Genomic DNA, 16,972 nt, shown 5'->3' on the forward strand with positions numbered 1-16,972 from the left:
ACTCTGTTTGACCCGGCCGGGCATTGTTACTTACCGCCGTCTCTGTTTTTCAGGATCACATCCGATAATCATACTGTTGTACAGATTAAGTAATTGATCAGATTTGAATTTATCCAATCAGATCATCCTCGATCCTCTTTGGGGAAATTCCGGCAGTTTGCATTTTTCCTTACTCTAATAGGGACTCCGATTCAGTCCTAGATTAGGTGTGACAAATTGCCGCTGTGGCAATTTGTCACTTTCGTACCTTCTTGCGTTAAGAAGATAATGGCAATTATCTTTAGCTCAAGTCTCAAGCAGATGCTGCAAGTTACTCGAAAGTTTGAGAAACGATCGATCATGATCCTCGCGCTCGGATCACTCATGTCGTTATCTTTTTTCCTGCCGCAAAACCCGGCCATGATGCTGGTCATTGACAGTGATTGGCACGAGGGTTTTCATCATCCATTGGAAGGCTGGGATCATATTCTGACCATGATTGCGGTGGGAATATGGGCTGCGCAATCGCGCGGGCAAGCTGTCTGGGTGTTACCGCTGGTATTCGCCAGCGTCATGAGTCTTGGCGGAGTTATCGGTGCAGTGGATATCGCGCTACCCTATACGGAAAACATCATTCTGCTATCCGTCCTGCTGCTCAACGTATTCGTTATCCGGAAAATTCAATTTAGCGCGCCGTTTAATATTCTGATCATTGCGCTTTTCGCTTTTTTTCATGGCTACGCGCATGGCCAGGAAATATCCGCTTCCGCCAGTCTGATTTCCTATACCGCCGGATTTGTATGGGCCACCTTGCTGCTGCACGGTACCGGCATACTGATTGCACGTTTGGCGGTATTGGCATTGGCATTTTCCGTCGGTAACAACGTGCACGCCCAAGAAACCGCGAAATTGAACAATGCAGCCCCCGAGGCGATGACGGAAATCAAGCCTGAAACCGGCAAAGCAAAATGGGTGGTATTCAATGAGATGCGCGTGACTGAGCGGGCCAATTCACTGATAGGCATTGCCGATAGCGCTTCTCAAGGTAATGTGGGGCAAGCCCAGATCAAATTCCGGCCGATCACGCGTCCGGCGGAAGTACTGGAGACCATTCCCGGCATGATCGCCACGCAGCACAGCGGCGAAGGCAAAGCCAATCAATTTTTCCTGCGCGGATTCAACCTCGATCATGGCACCGATTTTCTAACCCAGATTGAAGGCGTACCGGTCAATCAATTATCGCATTCCCACGGACAGGGCTGGACGGACACCAATTTTCTCATTCCCGAACTGATCGAAACGCTGGAATACAAAAAAGGTATTCACTACGCCGAGAATGGAGATTTTTCCAGCACCGGTTCGGCCAATATCCGCTATTTTAAAAAGCTGCCGGAAACCATGGTCCGATTCACGGGAGGCAGCTTTGACTATTACCGCGGATTGATCGCCGGTTCCCGCGCATTAGGAACGGGTAATTTGTTGTATGCGGGAGAAATCGTGCACAACAATGGCCCGTGGACGGTTGGCAACGATTATTTGAAGTTTAACGGGCTGTTGCGTTACAGCCAGGAGTACGGCAATCATGGCTGGAGTGTGACTGCCATGGCCACAAAATCCGATTGGAAAGCGACCGATCAGATCGCCAGGCGCGCGCTGCGGCAAGGTGTCATTGGCCGCTATGATGCACTCGATCCTACCGATGGCGGCAGCAGCCAACGCTATAGCCTGACCGGTGAATGGCACCACCGGGGAGAGAACAGTATTACCAAATTAATGGTTTACGGGGTGAATTCCAAGCTGGGTCTGTTCTCAAACTTCACCTATTTTCTGGATGACAATGAAAACACCAGCCCCGTTGGCTGTGCCGGTTTAACTGGATTGGATTCAGGGAGACAATTCAATCCAGCTCTTTTTAATACCTGCGGCGATCAATTCGGCCAGCCGGACAATCGTTGGACAACCGGCTTCAAGGGCAGCCACACGATTTTTCACACAATCGGTTCTGTGGATTCGGAAACCACAGTCGGCTTGCAAGTGCGTAACGATAATATTCACAACGCACTGACCAAAACGCATGCGCAAAGAAAAATTGGTATCACGCGCCAAGATACCATTTGGGTAACCAGTATCAGTCCGTACGCGGAAAACAAACTTACCTGGACTGATTGGTTGCGCACCAGCCTGGGCGTGCGGTTCGACGGTTTCCGCTTTGATGTGAATCACAGCAATCTCAGACAAAACATGGGCGAACGCTACGATGGCTTGGTCAGCCCTAAATTTGGCATGGTGCTGGGCCCTTGGGCCGATACCGAGTTTTATCTGAATGGCGGTCTTGGGTTTCATAGCAACGATGCGCGCGGCATCAACACCCGCATCGACCCGCTCAGCGGTGACCGGGTTCAGCGTGCCGATCCGCTGGTCCGTACTTACGGCGCGGAGGTTGGTGCACGCACAGTGCGGATCAAAGGATTGCAAAGCACGCTGGCATTGTGGTGGCTGGACATTGACTCGGAGCTGCTGTTTGTCGGGGATGCCGGCACGACCGAAGCCAGCCGGCCTAGCCGCCGCTACGGGCTTGAGTTTGCAAATTATTATTCGCCAACGGACTGGTTGACCTTTGACGCCGATGTTAGTTTTTCCCATGCACGTTTCCGCAATAAAGTACCGGATGAAGGTAATTACGTGCCGAATTCGGTCGAGGCGGTAATCGCAACCGGCGCGACTTTTCATCATGTCTTTGGCGGTTTTTTCGGTGGCCCCCGGTTACGTTTCTTAGGGCCGCGTCCTTTAATCGAAGACAACAGTAAACGTTCGGATTCCACGATTCTGCTGTCCGCCATGCTCGGTTATGAAGTCAACAAAAAATTAAGCTTGCAAGCCGAGGTGTTCAATATGCTCGATCGTAACGATCCTGCGATCACTTATTTTTATACGTCGCGGCTACCGGGTGAATCAACTGACGGTGTGAGGGATTTTCACTTTCATCCGGTGGAACCGGTGAGTTTCCGCTTGAGCTTTACATGGAAGATTTAAATTGATCCGGGATACCCGGAACTCATCACCAAAAGGAGGAAAACATGACCTTACGCAAAATCTTTTTACTATGTGCACTCATTCTGTCATCCGCTTTTCTTTTACCGGCCGGTGCTGAGCAAGTGCAACTTAAGCCTTTTATTCCCGGCAGTTATCAGAAATTGCTTGATAGTAATGCGGATAAACCTTTCATGCTGGTGATCTGGTCGACCACTTGTTCATCCTGCATGAAAAAAATGCCACTGCTGCATGATCTGGCAAAAAGCAGACCGGAAATCAATATCGTGATGCTATCCGCTGACGATGCCGCAGCAACCGGCTTAGTCCAAACTGTATTGGCAAAAAACGAATTGACCAATCTGGAACACTGGATTTTTGCCGAAGAAAATGCACAAAAGTTGCGCTATGAGATTGATCCCAAATGGTTTGGCGAGTTGCCCAGAACCTACTTCATCAATAAAAAACATGAACGTCATGGCATTAGCGGCGCGTTATCCAAGGAGGACTATAACAATATTTTCAAGGTGCTCCTGAATTGAAACGGTGGGTGTACATGATTACCCATGACATGCAATCCGGAAAAAATAGCGGATTGATTGTTTTCCTGAAATTAGTTTGCCAGATTAGCTTAACGATCCTTGCCAGCTCGCCGGGACCGGTGCTGAGCACGGAAGCGCCGGACAACACCGCGTTCAATCCGGCAAACAATGCGGTCTATGCGAAATCGACGCTGGGATTGTTCGATATTTCATCATTCGACGTTTATGTAGACCAAGAAATCATCCACCTCATCGCGAGTGAAAAACGCTCCGCTCAAAATAAGCATGCCTCGATTCGCTATACACGTTCTGAAGATGGCGGGCGTCGATGGAAAAACCCGGTGACTGTCAATGAGTCATTGCCTGCCGCAATGGCCAGCCGTGGAAACGATGTGCAACTGGCAGCCAACGGTAAACATTTGGTATCACTGTGGCAGACTGAGGGAGAGTTCCCGACGATGGGACCGATGGTTAGTGCTTATTCCCCGGATGCTGGCCAAACCTGGAAAAGAGGCGCTAATCCAGCCATAGACAATGACGGCAGCCAGGCTCACATCGATGTGGTTGCTGACCGGAAAGGTAATTTTCACGCGGTTTGGCTGGCGGATCCCAAGGAGAATGGTTACCAAGGCCTGCACTATGCCCGGTCGATCGATCAAGGTAAACAATGGAGTCCGCCGGTTACTCTGGATGACTCGACTTGTTCATGCTGTTGGAACACATTGGCGCTTTCGCCTGACGATAAGCTCGCCGTGCTTTATCGCAATACGGCGCCTCGCGACATGTCACTGGTGCAATCGTTCGATGCGGGATTAACCTGGCGGCATGCCAGTACAGTGGGTGATTTTCAATGGAAATTCGAGGGCTGTCCGCATGTCGGCGGCGCTTTACAGTATGCCGGCACGGACAATAGCGCTCAACTGCATAGCGTTGTTTGGACCGGCATTGAAGACAAATCCGGTTTATATCATCTCTCTTCAAACGATAACGGCCAAACCTGGTCGGTTCCCAGGAAACTCGGCAGCATGGCGATGAATGGCGATATCGCAGCGCGCAATCGCAATGACGTTGCGATCATCTGGAATGAAATGGAACCGGATGGCGCGAGTATTTTTTTCACGAAATCAGAAGATGGCGGTACGACCTGGTCAACGCCTAAACGTCTGACCGAGGCACGATATTCTGCAACGCAACCCAGATTAGTGGCGACAAAACATGGATTTCTAGCCCTATGGACGGAAAAAAACAATCAGCATTTCAGTGAATTGGCTTGGTATGTTTTTGAATAATGAACAATCTGGACTTAATACCCGATCAAGGCCAGTGGCACAGTACGGATTGTTACGACTATATTTTTACAGGAGAAAACGCTATGGCACGTTGCAGTATCTTTTTTTCAATGAATCTATTGATGTGTTTGTTTTTTATTACTTTCTCGACCTTATCCGGAACCGCTTTCGCGCATGCTGTCATGGTGAAGTCGGTGCCTGAAAAAGATAGCACCATCACCCAATCACCGAAGCAAGTGGATGTCTGGTTTAACGAACATGTCAGAAGTGCTTTCAAATCGCTTGCCGTGATGAATAGCGCAGGAAAACGTGTTGACAACAAGGATATCGAACAGGAAATGCTGGATCCCTCGCATATCTATATCACTATTCCGCAACTCCCTCCTGATACTTACACCGTCCGGTACCGCGTGATATCGGCGGATACACACGCGATCTCGGGCAAATTTGACTTTACTGTTGCGGGATCCGACTAGCTTCAATACCCATTTTCCTTATCGATAGGAGCGCACTACATCATGAAATCACTCACCACAAAACAGTTATTAACGATTCTATTATGCGGCGCCATTCTGCTGCTATCTGCCTGTAGCAAGAAAAATGTAACCGCCCCGGTGCAATTTGACTATACCGAAACGGTAGGTTGCCTTGTCACCAATGATTTATACGCAATTTATTTCAGCGCTTATCTGAAGCCAGAGGGTGATCTGGAGAATATAAAAGGGAAAGATAGAAATAAATTGTTACGGTCTTATTGTAAAAAAATCCCCAAAACGGGTTCGCTTTACTTTACCGCGGATCTGGTGGACGAAGACGTAAGGGAAACACCCATCAGTGTTCGCCTGGTTAAGCAAGAACTGATCGGAGAGGATGAAAAGAAAGCGGAAAACTTCAAGGATACCGGTACCATTTTTGAAGTACCGGCCAAGCTGTACCCGCAGGGTATGGTAGAGACGCATATCGAACTGGACAAAGAAGGTTTTTACGCGTTGTATCTTTCAGTCGGGGAAGGAAATACCATAACCGAAGAAAATATACTCAGAATTCCATTGCATGTCGGTGTCGATCCGGATGCGGTATCCCCGTGGCATATTGCGCTAAAAATCTTGGCCGTTAGTTTGGGATTGATTATTCCCGTCATACTGGGATTGATCATGTTTTCCCCCATCATCCCGACCAAGCGATGGGTTCAGGAAATCAGCAGAAGAGGTTTCTTTTTGAATCAAAAGCAAGGCATTGAAACTCAAAAATAATAGAGCATTATTGACGAGTAACTGGATACTTTACCAGGGGGTTACGCAACTCCCGGTAAAGCTCTTCTAAAGAATCAACGTTCTGCGGTCAACATTGAATCAATGAGGCCAATAAAGCGATACTCAGAAGCAGTGAGATCGCGGCAAGTGTCTTTCTCAGACAAACATCTGGCAAATTGTGCGAGAGTACGTGTTATAAAAAGCCGCAATAACGCAGGCGACGGCTATTGTCAAAAAGCTGGCGCATCAATCAAACCACCGATACCCCCAGAAGTCCGATCGCCGCTGTAGTGCCAGTGGCGTTTTTTATGTTTACATGCGTATAACCGAGGATGCGTCGCACGGATTGCCGGTCGGCATTGGCTGGCGGGCCTGCTCATCGCGTACGCTTAATTTGCGTTATTATGGTCACGTAAAATTCTTTCCAATACGATGCTGGCGCGCTATTATGCTGTAGTAATAAGGGGGGCTATCAATTGAAGATTATTGGCGTTGTTACGGCACTGAAGTCAGAAGCAAACTGTTTGGTGGATAAACGTTTTCCTCTTTATCAAGTGGTTGATATCGGGGATAGAACCTCGCTGTGTCTCAGCAGCATAGGCGGCAGCGCGGCGCGCGGGGCGGCATTGAAATTGTGCGGGCAAGACATTAATGCCCTGGTCAGTTTTGGTGTGTCTGCGGCATTGGATGACAAATTAATTCCCGGTGATTTGGTGTTGCCCGAAGCGATCATGTTGGACGGCGAGATCCTGCCGGTGGACATGGAATGGCGCGACCGGCTGCACGGCATAATGTCAAAACACGCTACGGTTACGAGCGGAATTCTGACATCCTGTGAAGCGCCGCTCACTACCCGCGCGCAAAAACTGGCGTTGGGTGAGGCAACCGGGGCTTGTGCGGCGGATATGGAATCGGCGGCAGTGGCGAAAGTGGCGGCCGATGCCGGCATTTCGTTTCTCGCTATCCGGGCGATTGTCGATCCGCTCGAATTTTCCCCGCCGGAAGCATTGATGGGCGCGGTATATCCCGATGGCAGCGTGGATGCAATTCAACTGATCAAACTGGTGCTAAACCGGTCGGTTTCAATCGTGACGTTGATCCATCTTGCACTGGGGATGCACGTGGCGCGCTCCGCCTTGACGGAAGTCGTGCAAAAAACGGGGCTGACTTTCGCGAGTGACTACATGCCTTATCGTGAAGCCGAATTAAGCGAGAGCGGATCAGTCAATAACGAGTGATTGAAATTGCAACGCCGCCAGCCGTGCATACAGCGGACTGGATTGCAGCAATTGCGCATGGGTGCCGATCGCATCCAGCCGCCCGTGATCCAGCACGGCAATCCGGTCGGCGGATTGCACCGTGGCCAGACGATGCGCGATGACTAATGTAGTGCGATCGCGCATCAACTGTAACAATGCCTGTTGCACCCAATGTTCGCTTTGCGCGTCCAGCGCACTGGTGGCTTCGTCCAGCAGCAGAATCGGCGCATTCGCCAGAATCGCCCGGGCAATCGCCAGCCGCTGTTTCTGTCCGCCCGATAAACCCAATCCGGCATCTCCCAAATGCGTTTGATAGCCTTGCGGCAGCTGGCAGATAAACTCATGCGCGTAAGCAGCTTCAGCCGCCGCTTGCACATCCGCATCGCTGGCGTCGGGACGGGCGTAGCGCAGATTGTCGCCGATGGTGCCGTAAAACAGCGCCGGGTTTTGCGATACCAGCGCAAAACAGCGGCGCAAGGCAAAAAGATCGAGCTGCCGGATATCGATACCTTCCAGTTTGATCGAGCCGGATTGACTGTCAAAGAAACGCAGCAGCAAATCAAATAAGGTCGACTTGCCCGCGCCGGAAGGGCCGACCAGCGCCAGGGTTTCGCCTGCCCGGACCGTCAAGGTCAGATTATCGATGGCCAGCACATCGGGGCGGGAAGAGTAAGCGAAACACAGTTGATCGATGGCGATATTTCCCGATACGTTGGGCAGAGGGTGGGGGTTTTGCGGCGACTGAATCAGATTCGGCGCTTGCAGCAATTCCATGGTACGCTCGGCGGCACCGGCGGCGCGTTGCAGTTCGCCGATAACTTCCGAAATGGAAGCAACCGCCGAGCCGACGATCACGCTGTAGAAAACAAACGCCGCCAATTCACCCGCGCTGATCCGGCCTTCGATCACATCGATGCCGCCAACCCACAGCATCAATCCGACAGCGCCCATCACCAGCAAAATGACCAGAGTGATCAACAATGAACGTTGCAGCGTGCGTTGCTTGGCGACGGCGAAAGCCTCCTCAACCTGCGTGTGAAAGGTGCGCTGATCGATGGATTGGTGATTGTAGGCCTGCACGGTTTTGATTTGCCCCAGCACTTCGCCGACATAGGCGCCGACCGCGGCGATTTTGTCCTGGCTTTGGCGTGACAAATGCCGCACGCGGCGGCCATAAATCAAGATCGGCACTACCACCAGCGGCACGCAAATCGTCACCAGCGCGGTCAACTTGGCGTTGGTGATAAATAACCAGATGATGCCGCCGACCATCATGATCAAATTGCGCAACGCGAACGATACCGACGAGCCGATCACGGTTTGCAGCAACGTCATATCGGCAGTCAGGCGCGACTGGATTTCGAGGCTGCGGTTTTCCTCGAAAAAGCCCGGATGCAGGTGGATCAAATGGTTGAATACTTTGCTTCGGATATCGGCAATCACCCGCTCGCCCAGCCAGGTAACCCAGTAATAGCGCGTAAACGTGCCAATGGCCAGGGCGATCACGAGCAGCAAGAAGATCATCACATACTGGCTCAGTAGTTCCTTGGATTGCGTGGCGAATCCCTGGTCGATCATCAACCGGATACCTTGCCCGATCGACAACGTAATCGTGGCGGTAAATAATAGCGCCAGCAAACTATAGACGACCTGACGCCGGTACGGCGCGATAAATTGCGCTGCTTTTTTGATGCTCTGCCAGCGGGTTTGTGTGTTTTTTGGGGAATCTGTCATGAATGAATCCCGCCGGATAGCGGGGATTGCCGTAATTGCGATAAGCGGGATGGATTAATCGTGAGAATCGGGGTTTTGCACAAATCCGGCGATGAGCAGTATCCAGGCAACGATCAGCCCGAAAATGGCCGGGATATGCGTCAGTTTTACAAACTGCTCCTGCCACACAGCAGCGCCGCTTGCACCGGCCTGCTGCGCCGCGATGGCCAGCGATTCCGCAGTACCCCACCAGGCATTGGCGATTTCGGAAACGACCGTGAGCCACGTCAAACAAGCGGCAATCAGCATGATCAAAGCCGAACGCGCGCTGACCTTATGCGGCAGCGTAAGCAGCAGCACCGCCATCAAGATGAACAGCATGCCGTTCAGCACCGCCTGAATGTGCGCGCTCAATGCCAGCCGGGGGAAAGGCGTGTGCGGTATTACCAATCCCCAGATGATACCCGCTAATACTAAAGCCAAGCCGTGGATCAGGATTTGTCTTGCTCGGTTTTGTACATTCATGTTGTTTTTCCTGAACGCATACCGGCTTAATTGCGGCAATCTTCTGGGAATTATTTCTTAGAGTAAGAACGATAACTCTATTCGCTCCGTTTCGTCACTTCCACCAAATGATAGCCAAATTGGGTTTTAACCGGGCCTTGCACTTCACCGACCGGTGCGCTGAACACGACAGTATCGAATTCCTTCACCATTTGCCCGCGGCCAAATTCGCCTAAATCACCGCCTTGCTTGCCGGAAGGACAGAGCGAATGTTGCTGCGCTATTTCGCTGAAACTGGCGCCATTTTCGATTTCGGCTTTCAGGTTGTTACATTGTTCTGCGGTTTTTACCAGAATATGACGTGCGCTGGCTCGGGCCATGAAATTCTCCTTTTGTATTTATCAAAAATAATTTGCCGTACATGGTACATTTAAGCACAAATTGGCGTGCTGATTGAAGCATTGTGTCATTTTTATGTGACGAGGGTTTGATGAAAATTTTGTGCGGTGGCGGTGCGAATGCTTGAGTTAATGAATGTCAACAAAGCGTACGCCGAGGGGCGGAAAGTGCTGACCGGTTTAAGCTATAAGCTCGAGGCGGGTGAGTATGTCGCGATCATGGGCGAATCGGGCGTGGGTAAGTCGACCTTGCTGAATCTGATCGCCGGATTGGATACGCCGGATTCGGGGGAGATCATGATCAATGGCGTGGCGATTTCATCGTTGGACGACGATGCGGCGACGCAATTGCGGCGTGAGCAGTTCGGTTTTATTTTTCAGGCGTTTCATGTGCTGCCGCACCTCACCGTGGCGCAGAATGTTGCCTTGCCGTTGTTGTTGAACGGTGTGGCAACGGAACGTGTGGCGCAGATGCTGAGAGATGTGGGATTGCACGATCGCGGGCATCATTTTCCGCGCCAGTTGTCCGGTGGCGAACTGCAACGCGTGGCGATTGCACGGGCGCTGGTGCATTGGCCCAAATTGGTGCTGGCGGACGAACCGACGGGTAACCTCGATCCCGATACGGCGCATGAGATTCTTCAGTTGATGCGCACCGAAATCAAAGCCAATGGCGCTACCGGCATTCTCGTGACGCACTCGCATGCCGCCGCCGCGACAGCGGACCGGGTGCTGAATTTGACCAAGGATGGCTTGCATCCGGCCAAACCCGGCGAGCGCGTATGAACACGGCGATGTTATCGCGCTGGCTGTTGTTCGGTGAGTGGCGCGCGCATCTGGTGCAAGTGACCGTGGCGCTGATCGCCATTGCGATTGGCGTGGCCATGGCGTTTTCCATTCATCTGATCAATACCGCGGCGTTCAATGAATTTTCCGCGGCCAGCAAAAGTTTGTCCGGGCAATCGGATTTACAGGTGCGCGGGCGCAAGACGTTCTTTGACGAAGCGTTATATCCCGTGCTGGCGCGGCATGACGGTGTCGCAGTGGCGAATCCGGTGCTGGAATTCGATGTGGCGATACCCGGTAAGCAGCAAAACAGAAACGATCACAAACTGAAAATCATCGGTATCGATATGTTCCGGGCGATGCGGATTTCGCCCGATTTGCTCGGACTGGTTGAAGAAGGGAAAACGTTGGACCGGTTGGCGGACGATGCCATTTTTCTGTCACCCGCCGCGATGGAATGGTTGCAGGTTGAACAAGGCGATTCGCTGCAACTGAACGCCGGGTTGCAAGCCGTTACGTTGCGTGTGGCGGGCGGTTTGGTGCGCGCAAGAGCGGGGCAGCGCATTGCGGTGATGGATATCGGCTCGGCGCAGTGGCGTTTTCAGCAGCTTGGCGTGTTGTCGCGTATCGAACTGAAACTGCGCGATGGCGTCAATCACGCGGCATTTAAAGCCAAGCTGGCCGAGGAATTGGGCGAAGCGTATTGGGTGACCGAGGCGGTCGATCAGGAAAAGCGCATTGCCAATATGTCGCGGGCCTATCGTATTAACTTGAATATGCTGGCGCTGGTGGCGCTGTTTACTGGTACCTTTCTGGTTTTTTCCACACAAGCGCTGTCGGTCATCCGGCGGCGTCAGCAATTCGCGTTGCTGCGCGTGCTGGGTTTTACGCGGCAGCAATTGTTGCGGCAGATCATGACCGAAGGCGGGATTCTGGGGGTGAGCGGTTCGTTGCTGGGATTGGCGCTGGGTTATGCGGTTGCGCTGCTGGCGATCCAGCTGCTGGGCGGCGATTTGGGGACTAATTTCTTTCCGGGTGTCAAACCGGGTATTCATTTCGATCCCTGGGACGCCGGGATATTTTTTGCAGTGGGTTTGAGCGTGACGATGCTGGGGAGCATCATTCCGGCATTGGAAGCGGCACGGGCCAAACCGGCATTGGCATTGCGCTCCGGCAGTGAAGATACGGCGATGGCGAAATTGTCGCCGCCGTGGTTTGCGCTGATTTGTTTGTCGGTTGCGGCATTGTTTACACAACTGCCACCGGTTTTCGAGCTGCCCATTTTCGGTTATCTGGCCATTGTATTGCTGCTGATCGGCGGCATTGCGTTAATGCCGCGTTTGACCGCAGGGTTCTTTTCAATAGTGCTGGCCAAATGGCAGCGCCATCGCAGCGGTGCTGTCTCTACGCTGGCATTGGCGCGTCTGGCGAATGCGCCGAATCAGGCTGCGATTGCGTTGGGCGGTATCCTGGCCAGTTTCAGCTTGATGGTCGCGATGGCGATCATGGTGACGAGTTTCCGTATCTCGATCGATAACTGGCTGGGGCGCGTGCTACCGGCCGATTTATATGTGCGCGCCGCTGCCAGCGGCGATCTGCAAACGGATGCGCAGAAGGCGATTGCCGGGTTGCCCGGTTTCGACCGGGTGGATTTTTTCCGCACCCAGCAATTGACGCTCGATGTCAACCGGCCGGAAATCACGCTGTTCGCCCGTCCTGTCGATAAAGCGGATGCGCGTAATACATTGCCATTGACGGACGACATGATTGCTTCGGAAGCGTTGCCGGAGAATGTCATGCCCATCTGGGTGTCGGAAGCGATGGTCGACCTGTACGGTTACCGGGTAGGGGAGAAAGTCACGTTGCCGATTGGTGTAAAGTCCAGCGAATTTTTGGTTGCCGGGGTATGGCGCGACTATGGCCGTCAATTTGGCGCGATTCAGATGCAATTGGCGGATTATCAGGCGTTAACCGGCGATTTGGGTGTCAATACCGTGGCCCTATGGCTGCAACCGGGGGCAAACCTGGATGCGGTAACTGCCGGATTGCGCCAGCTGCCGTTCGGTGCCGCGCTGGAGATATCGAGATCGAGCGATATGCGCGCGTTAAGCCTGGAAATTTTTGACCGCAGTTTTGCGGTGACGTATTTGCTGGAACTGGTCGCGGTGGTGATCGGCTTGCTCGGCGTGGCGGCGAGTTTTTCCGCGCAGACATTGGCGCGCGTCAAGGAATTCGGCATGTTGCGGCATATCGGTGTGATGCGCCGGCAGATTCTGGTGATGCTGGCGGCGGAAGGCGGCTTGTTGACCGCGCTCGGCATGGTGCTGGGTTTTCTATTGGGGTGGAGCATCAGCCTGATTCTGGTTTTTATCGTCAACCCGCAATCGTTCCATTGGACCATGCAGCTGCACCTGCCGTGGAATTGGCTCGGGATGATTGCGCTGATCATGCTGATTGCGGCGGCATTGACGGCATTGCTGGCCGGGCGGCGGGCGGTTTCCGGCGAAGTCATACGTGCGGTGCGGGAGGATTGGTAATGAAGCAAAACAAGTGGAGCGGCGCAAGCGTTGTGATCGCCTTGGTGCTGTTGTTTCTCGGTTTAGTGGGAACAGGGGCGCTGGCCGAATCGGACCGGTTAAAACCAGTCACGCCCGGTTATAAACTCATTTTTCCGCAGGATTACGGCGCGCACCAGGATTTTCGCATCGAATGGTGGTACATCACCGGCTGGCTGGAAACCGAGGATAAGAAGCCATTGGGTTTTCAGGTCACTTTTTTTCGTTATGCGACCGGCCACAATCAGGATAATCCCAGCCAGTTTGCGGCGAAATATCTGATCATCGCGCATCTGGCGTTATCCGATCCTGCCGCGGGTAAGCTGATGCACGAAGAAAAATCGTTGCGGGAAGGATTCAATCTGGCTTATGCCAAAGAAGGCAATACCGATGTGAGGCTGGACGATTGGACGCTGGTACGCGAGGAGAATGGGCGATATCAGGTAGAGATGCAAGGCAGCGATTTCGGTTTGAGCTTAGCGCTGACTCCGGCGCAAATGGCGATGCTGCAAGATCAAAACGGTTTTTCGCGCAAGGGTCCGAAACCGGAACAAGCGAGTTACTATTACAGCGAACCGCATTTGAGCGTCACCGGCACGGTTTTCCGGGATAACAAGCCGGTTACGGTGAGCGGCCGTGCCTGGCTGGATCACGAGTGGTCGACCGCTTATCTGGATCCCGAAGCGGATGGCTGGGATTGGACGGGCGCAAATCTGGACGATGGCTCGGCGTTGATGGCTTTTCAAATACGCCGCAAAGGCGGGGGTAAGGTGTGGGCGTACGCGGCACTGCGCGATCCTTCCGGTAATATGCGATTGTTTGAACCGGAACAGGTGGAATTCACCCCGGTTCGCACTTGGCAATCGCCGCATACGGAAGCGGCTTATCCAGTTGCAATGCACATCCGCACCGGCGAAATTGAATGGCGGCTTACGCCTTTACTGGACGATCAGGAACTGGATTCACGTCAATCCACCGGTTCGGTTTACTGGGAAGGCGCGGTAACGCTGACCAAGGACAATCAGCCCGCCGGAAAGGGCTATCTTGAGTTAACCGGCTACGTAAAACCTTTGGCACTATGAAAATGATTTTTATCCCGGAAAATATTGGCTCGATGAATGGAAATAGCCTGAAAACACAAGGCGAATCAGCCGATAGCGCACGGGATATTTTGCCGGATTGCTTGGATTTTTATAGTAAAAATAAGGCATACTCGATTTCAATACTTTCATTGTTGTTAAATGTGAGTTAGAATTTGCGCACGCAGTGATCTTAATGGTGCAAGATGATTGCGAATAATGTACTCGGTTCTATAAAGAAAGGATTGCTGTCTCAGTGAATCTAAGGAACAGAGATAAAGTGAAACGGTTATAAAGTTTTGTAATCGTATGTGGAGGGACCGGTCACTGATCGGTTTTAATTCTTAATCAAAGGAGATTGTTATGGCCGAAATCAACAGAAGAGAAACAGACGCGCAAGTTTTAAGATTATTCTTCATTTCAACAGCTGTTTTCCTCGTTATCGGGGCAATCATTTACGGCGTATTCTAGACTGAAATACTCACATGTCCTTTTGAGGTTTAAGTTTTCTAAAAAACTTATTCCGTCACAGTAAGTGACAAAGAGGGCAGAGTCAGTCAATTATTCCCAAAATAATACCCATCTGGCGGAGAATCCGGCAGATGGGTATTATTCTTTGGACAATGAGATGGGTAATGTGTTGTAGCGATCTATGCAAGATCGCTATGCTGTGACAGGGACAGTGAAGTGATTGCCGATGGTAAAACTTCTTCAGTTTCAACTCAAACGGTCAGGTTTTTATCCCATTGGGAAGCTTGATGGTTCATTGCTCGAATGAAATCCTGCTCAGGCATGGGTAGATAGAAGAAATAACCCTGTATAAAATCGCAGCCGTACTGTTTCAGCTCCGCCAATTGAACTTCGGTTTCAATACCCCCCACAATCAGCTTCAGTCCTAAAGAATGTCCCATTCCTATAATGGTGCGAATCAGCACTTGTTTTTCCTGCTGGCTTTCTAAATCGTCAACGAACGACTTGCTGATTTTTAATAAGCTGATGGGTAACTGAATCAGTTGCGATAGCGAAGAGTATCCGGTGCCAAAATCATCGATGGCAATTTGTAAACCGAGATCTGACAGCTGATGAAAGATGGTTAAATTCGATTCAATATCGGGCATTAGCGCCGCTTCGGTTAATTCAATCACAATCTTGGCCGGATTGGCCCCCGTTTCTTGCAGAATCGCCGCAAAATTATTGAGTAACTGCTTATGGTTGAGCTGCCGGGCTGATAGATTGATCGATACGTAGGGCGCCTGATCGTTCCAACGCCGTTGCCAATCCGCTTGTACTTTGCAGCCTTCGCGGAATACCCAATCGCCGATGGAAAAAACCATTCCGGTCATTTCCGCAACCGGGATGAAAATTTCCGGCGATATGGATTTTCCATTCAAGTTCCAGCGCAGCAGCAATTCAGCGCCGACGATTTGCTCGGTATCCGGTGTAATGATCGGCTGGTAAACCGCCGAAAGTTCGTTGTGTTCGAGTGCCCGCCGCAATCCCTGGCCGATTGAATTTTTCTGATGCGCTTTTTTCTGCAGCTGATCATTGAAAAACTGCCATCCACCCCGGCCTTTTTGTTTCATTTCGTACATAGCCGTATCCGCCAAACGCATCATTTCGTCCGCGGAGTATTGCTGGCCATGGCCGATAATGATGCCGATACTTGCAGTGACAGATAAATTCAGATCCAGGCAGGTGATGTTCTCCTTCAAAGCATCATTAATCCGTGTTGCCAAATTGGCAATCAACTCCGGTTTTTCAATTTGTTCGCATAATACGATGAACTCATCGCCGGATAGTCTGCCCACAGTGTCGTCAGGCCGGATTTGAGCCAACAGACGGTCAGCGATGATTTTTAATACCTCGTCGCCGGTGATGTGACCGTAGTTATCGTTGATCAGTTTGAAACCGTCCAGATCAATAAACAGTAACGCGACATTCAGTTTGTTGCGCAGGGAGCGTTGCAGCGCGTTATTTAGCCGTTCATGAATCAATTTGCGATTGGGTAAACCGGTCAGTGCGTCGTGTGTCGACTGACGGATCAACTCCTGCACTTGGTGCTTCCGCTGCGTGATATCGAGCATGCTGACCACCAATATCCATTGGTCGCCGCTATGGAATTTGGCGATTCCCGCATCGAGCTCGATCAGCGCGCCATCCTTGCGATAGCCGATGACCGAATCGCGTTGCCCCATGCGCCGCTGTGTTTCGCCGCCGCTGACAAACTGTCTCAGTGCATCGACATGCCGCTCGCGGTAACGCGGCGGCAATAGGAGATGTACCGGCATGCCGGTTAATTCTTCGGCGCTATAACAGAATAATTCGCAAGCACTGCGATTGGCTTCGAGAATGATGCCTGCTTCGTCGGTGACAATAATAATCAGATCGACAAAAGATAAAATCTTCTGTGCTGCGTCATTGATGACTTGTTTGTGCGTCATGGCCGTATTTGCCGTGACTGAATGGGATAGCGGGAATGTTCCGGCATTACCTGAGGGATATGCGCAGAATGCTCAATGCAGTTGCATGTATCGTTTGCATTCAATAGGCTTGATAAACGCACCGGTACGATGGCTTTGCCATTA

At 51.6% G+C, this 16,972-nt stretch carries 13 protein-coding genes; 9 read left to right on the forward strand and 4 right to left on the reverse strand.

Translation table 11 applies throughout. From position 1 onward, the window contains the following. Positions 1-267 precede the first annotated feature (267 nt). The 6 genes from ABD07_RS07790 (at position 268) to ABD07_RS07815 (ending at position 7,331) form a co-directional block, all read left to right on the forward strand. A complete protein-coding gene (locus ABD07_RS07790; protein ID WP_205010671.1) occupies positions 268-3,012 on the forward strand; it encodes a TonB-dependent receptor domain-containing protein in 2,745 nt (914 codons plus the stop codon). Between the two features lie 44 nt (positions 3,013-3,056). Then, positions 3,057-3,551, forward strand: coding sequence for a TlpA family protein disulfide reductase (locus ABD07_RS07795; protein WP_160817831.1), 495 nt, complete (start codon positions 3,057-3,059; stop codon positions 3,549-3,551). Between the two features lie 14 nt (positions 3,552-3,565). Further along, entirely contained in the window at positions 3,566-4,840 is a 1,275-nt protein-coding gene (locus ABD07_RS07800) for a sialidase family protein (protein WP_160817832.1), read from the forward strand. Positions 4,841-4,923: 83 nt separating this feature from the next. After that, on the forward strand, positions 4,924-5,316 hold the full coding sequence (locus tag ABD07_RS07805) for a copper resistance CopC family protein (RefSeq protein WP_205010672.1): 393 nt from the start codon (positions 4,924-4,926) through the stop codon (positions 5,314-5,316). 42 nt (positions 5,317-5,358) lie between these two features. After that, positions 5,359-6,093: a hypothetical protein gene (locus tag ABD07_RS07810; protein WP_160817833.1), complete on the forward strand. Its 735-nt coding sequence runs from the start codon at positions 5,359-5,361 to the stop codon at positions 6,091-6,093. 527 nt (positions 6,094-6,620) lie between these two features. Beyond that, positions 6,621-7,331 carry a phosphorylase family protein gene (locus ABD07_RS07815; RefSeq protein WP_338040574.1) on the forward strand — a complete coding sequence of 237 codons (711 nt, stop codon included), beginning with the start codon at positions 6,621-6,623 and terminating at the stop codon, positions 7,329-7,331. Here ABD07_RS07815 and ABD07_RS07820 read toward each other — a convergent pair. The 3 genes from ABD07_RS07820 to ABD07_RS07830 all read right to left on the reverse strand — a co-directional run bounded on the left by ABD07_RS07820 (position 7,314) and on the right by ABD07_RS07830 (position 9,949). After that, the gene (locus ABD07_RS07820) at positions 7,314-9,086 is read right to left on the reverse strand and encodes an ABC transporter transmembrane domain-containing protein (protein WP_160817835.1); all 1,773 of its coding nucleotides are present in this window, start codon (positions 9,084-9,086) and stop codon (positions 7,314-7,316) included. The two genes, ABD07_RS07815 and ABD07_RS07820, sit on opposite strands and share 18 nt — an antisense overlap. A 54-nt stretch (positions 9,087-9,140) precedes the next feature. Then, positions 9,141-9,590, reverse strand: coding sequence for a hypothetical protein (locus ABD07_RS07825; RefSeq protein ID WP_160817836.1), 450 nt, complete (start codon positions 9,588-9,590; stop codon positions 9,141-9,143). A 77-nt stretch (positions 9,591-9,667) separates the two neighbouring features. Continuing rightward, positions 9,668-9,949, reverse strand: a complete 282-nt coding sequence (locus tag ABD07_RS07830) for a peptidylprolyl isomerase (protein WP_160817837.1) — start codon at positions 9,947-9,949, stop codon at positions 9,668-9,670. A gap of 138 nt (positions 9,950-10,087) precedes the next feature. Here ABD07_RS07830 and ABD07_RS07835 point away from each other — a divergent pair, with 138 nt between their 5' ends. The 3 genes from ABD07_RS07835 to ABD07_RS07845 are packed head-to-tail and all read left to right on the forward strand — an operon-like array spanning position 10,088 to position 14,390. After that, positions 10,088-10,753, forward strand: a complete 666-nt coding sequence (locus tag ABD07_RS07835) for an ABC transporter ATP-binding protein (RefSeq protein ID WP_160817838.1) — start codon at positions 10,088-10,090, stop codon at positions 10,751-10,753. Further along, positions 10,750-13,290 (forward strand): FtsX-like permease family protein, encoded by a 2,541-nt coding sequence (locus ABD07_RS07840; protein WP_160817839.1) that lies wholly within the window; start codon positions 10,750-10,752, stop codon positions 13,288-13,290. Before ABD07_RS07835 ends, ABD07_RS07840 begins: the two co-directional genes overlap by 4 nt. Then, positions 13,290-14,390, forward strand: coding sequence for a lipocalin-like domain-containing protein (locus tag ABD07_RS07845; protein WP_160817840.1), 1,101 nt, complete (start codon positions 13,290-13,292; stop codon positions 14,388-14,390). The genes ABD07_RS07840 and ABD07_RS07845 overlap by 1 nt, the downstream gene beginning before the upstream one ends. A 719-nt stretch (positions 14,391-15,109) precedes the next feature. On the opposite strand, the gene ABD07_RS07850 is transcribed toward ABD07_RS07845, so the two are convergent. Next, positions 15,110-16,828, reverse strand: a complete 1,719-nt coding sequence (locus tag ABD07_RS07850; RefSeq protein WP_160817841.1) for a putative bifunctional diguanylate cyclase/phosphodiesterase — start codon at positions 16,826-16,828, stop codon at positions 15,110-15,112. Positions 16,829-16,972 lie beyond the last annotated feature (144 nt).

It is taken from the genome of Nitrosomonas oligotropha (genome assembly GCF_009833085.1).
Lineage (GTDB): Bacteria > Pseudomonadota > Gammaproteobacteria > Burkholderiales > Nitrosomonadaceae > Nitrosomonas > Nitrosomonas oligotropha.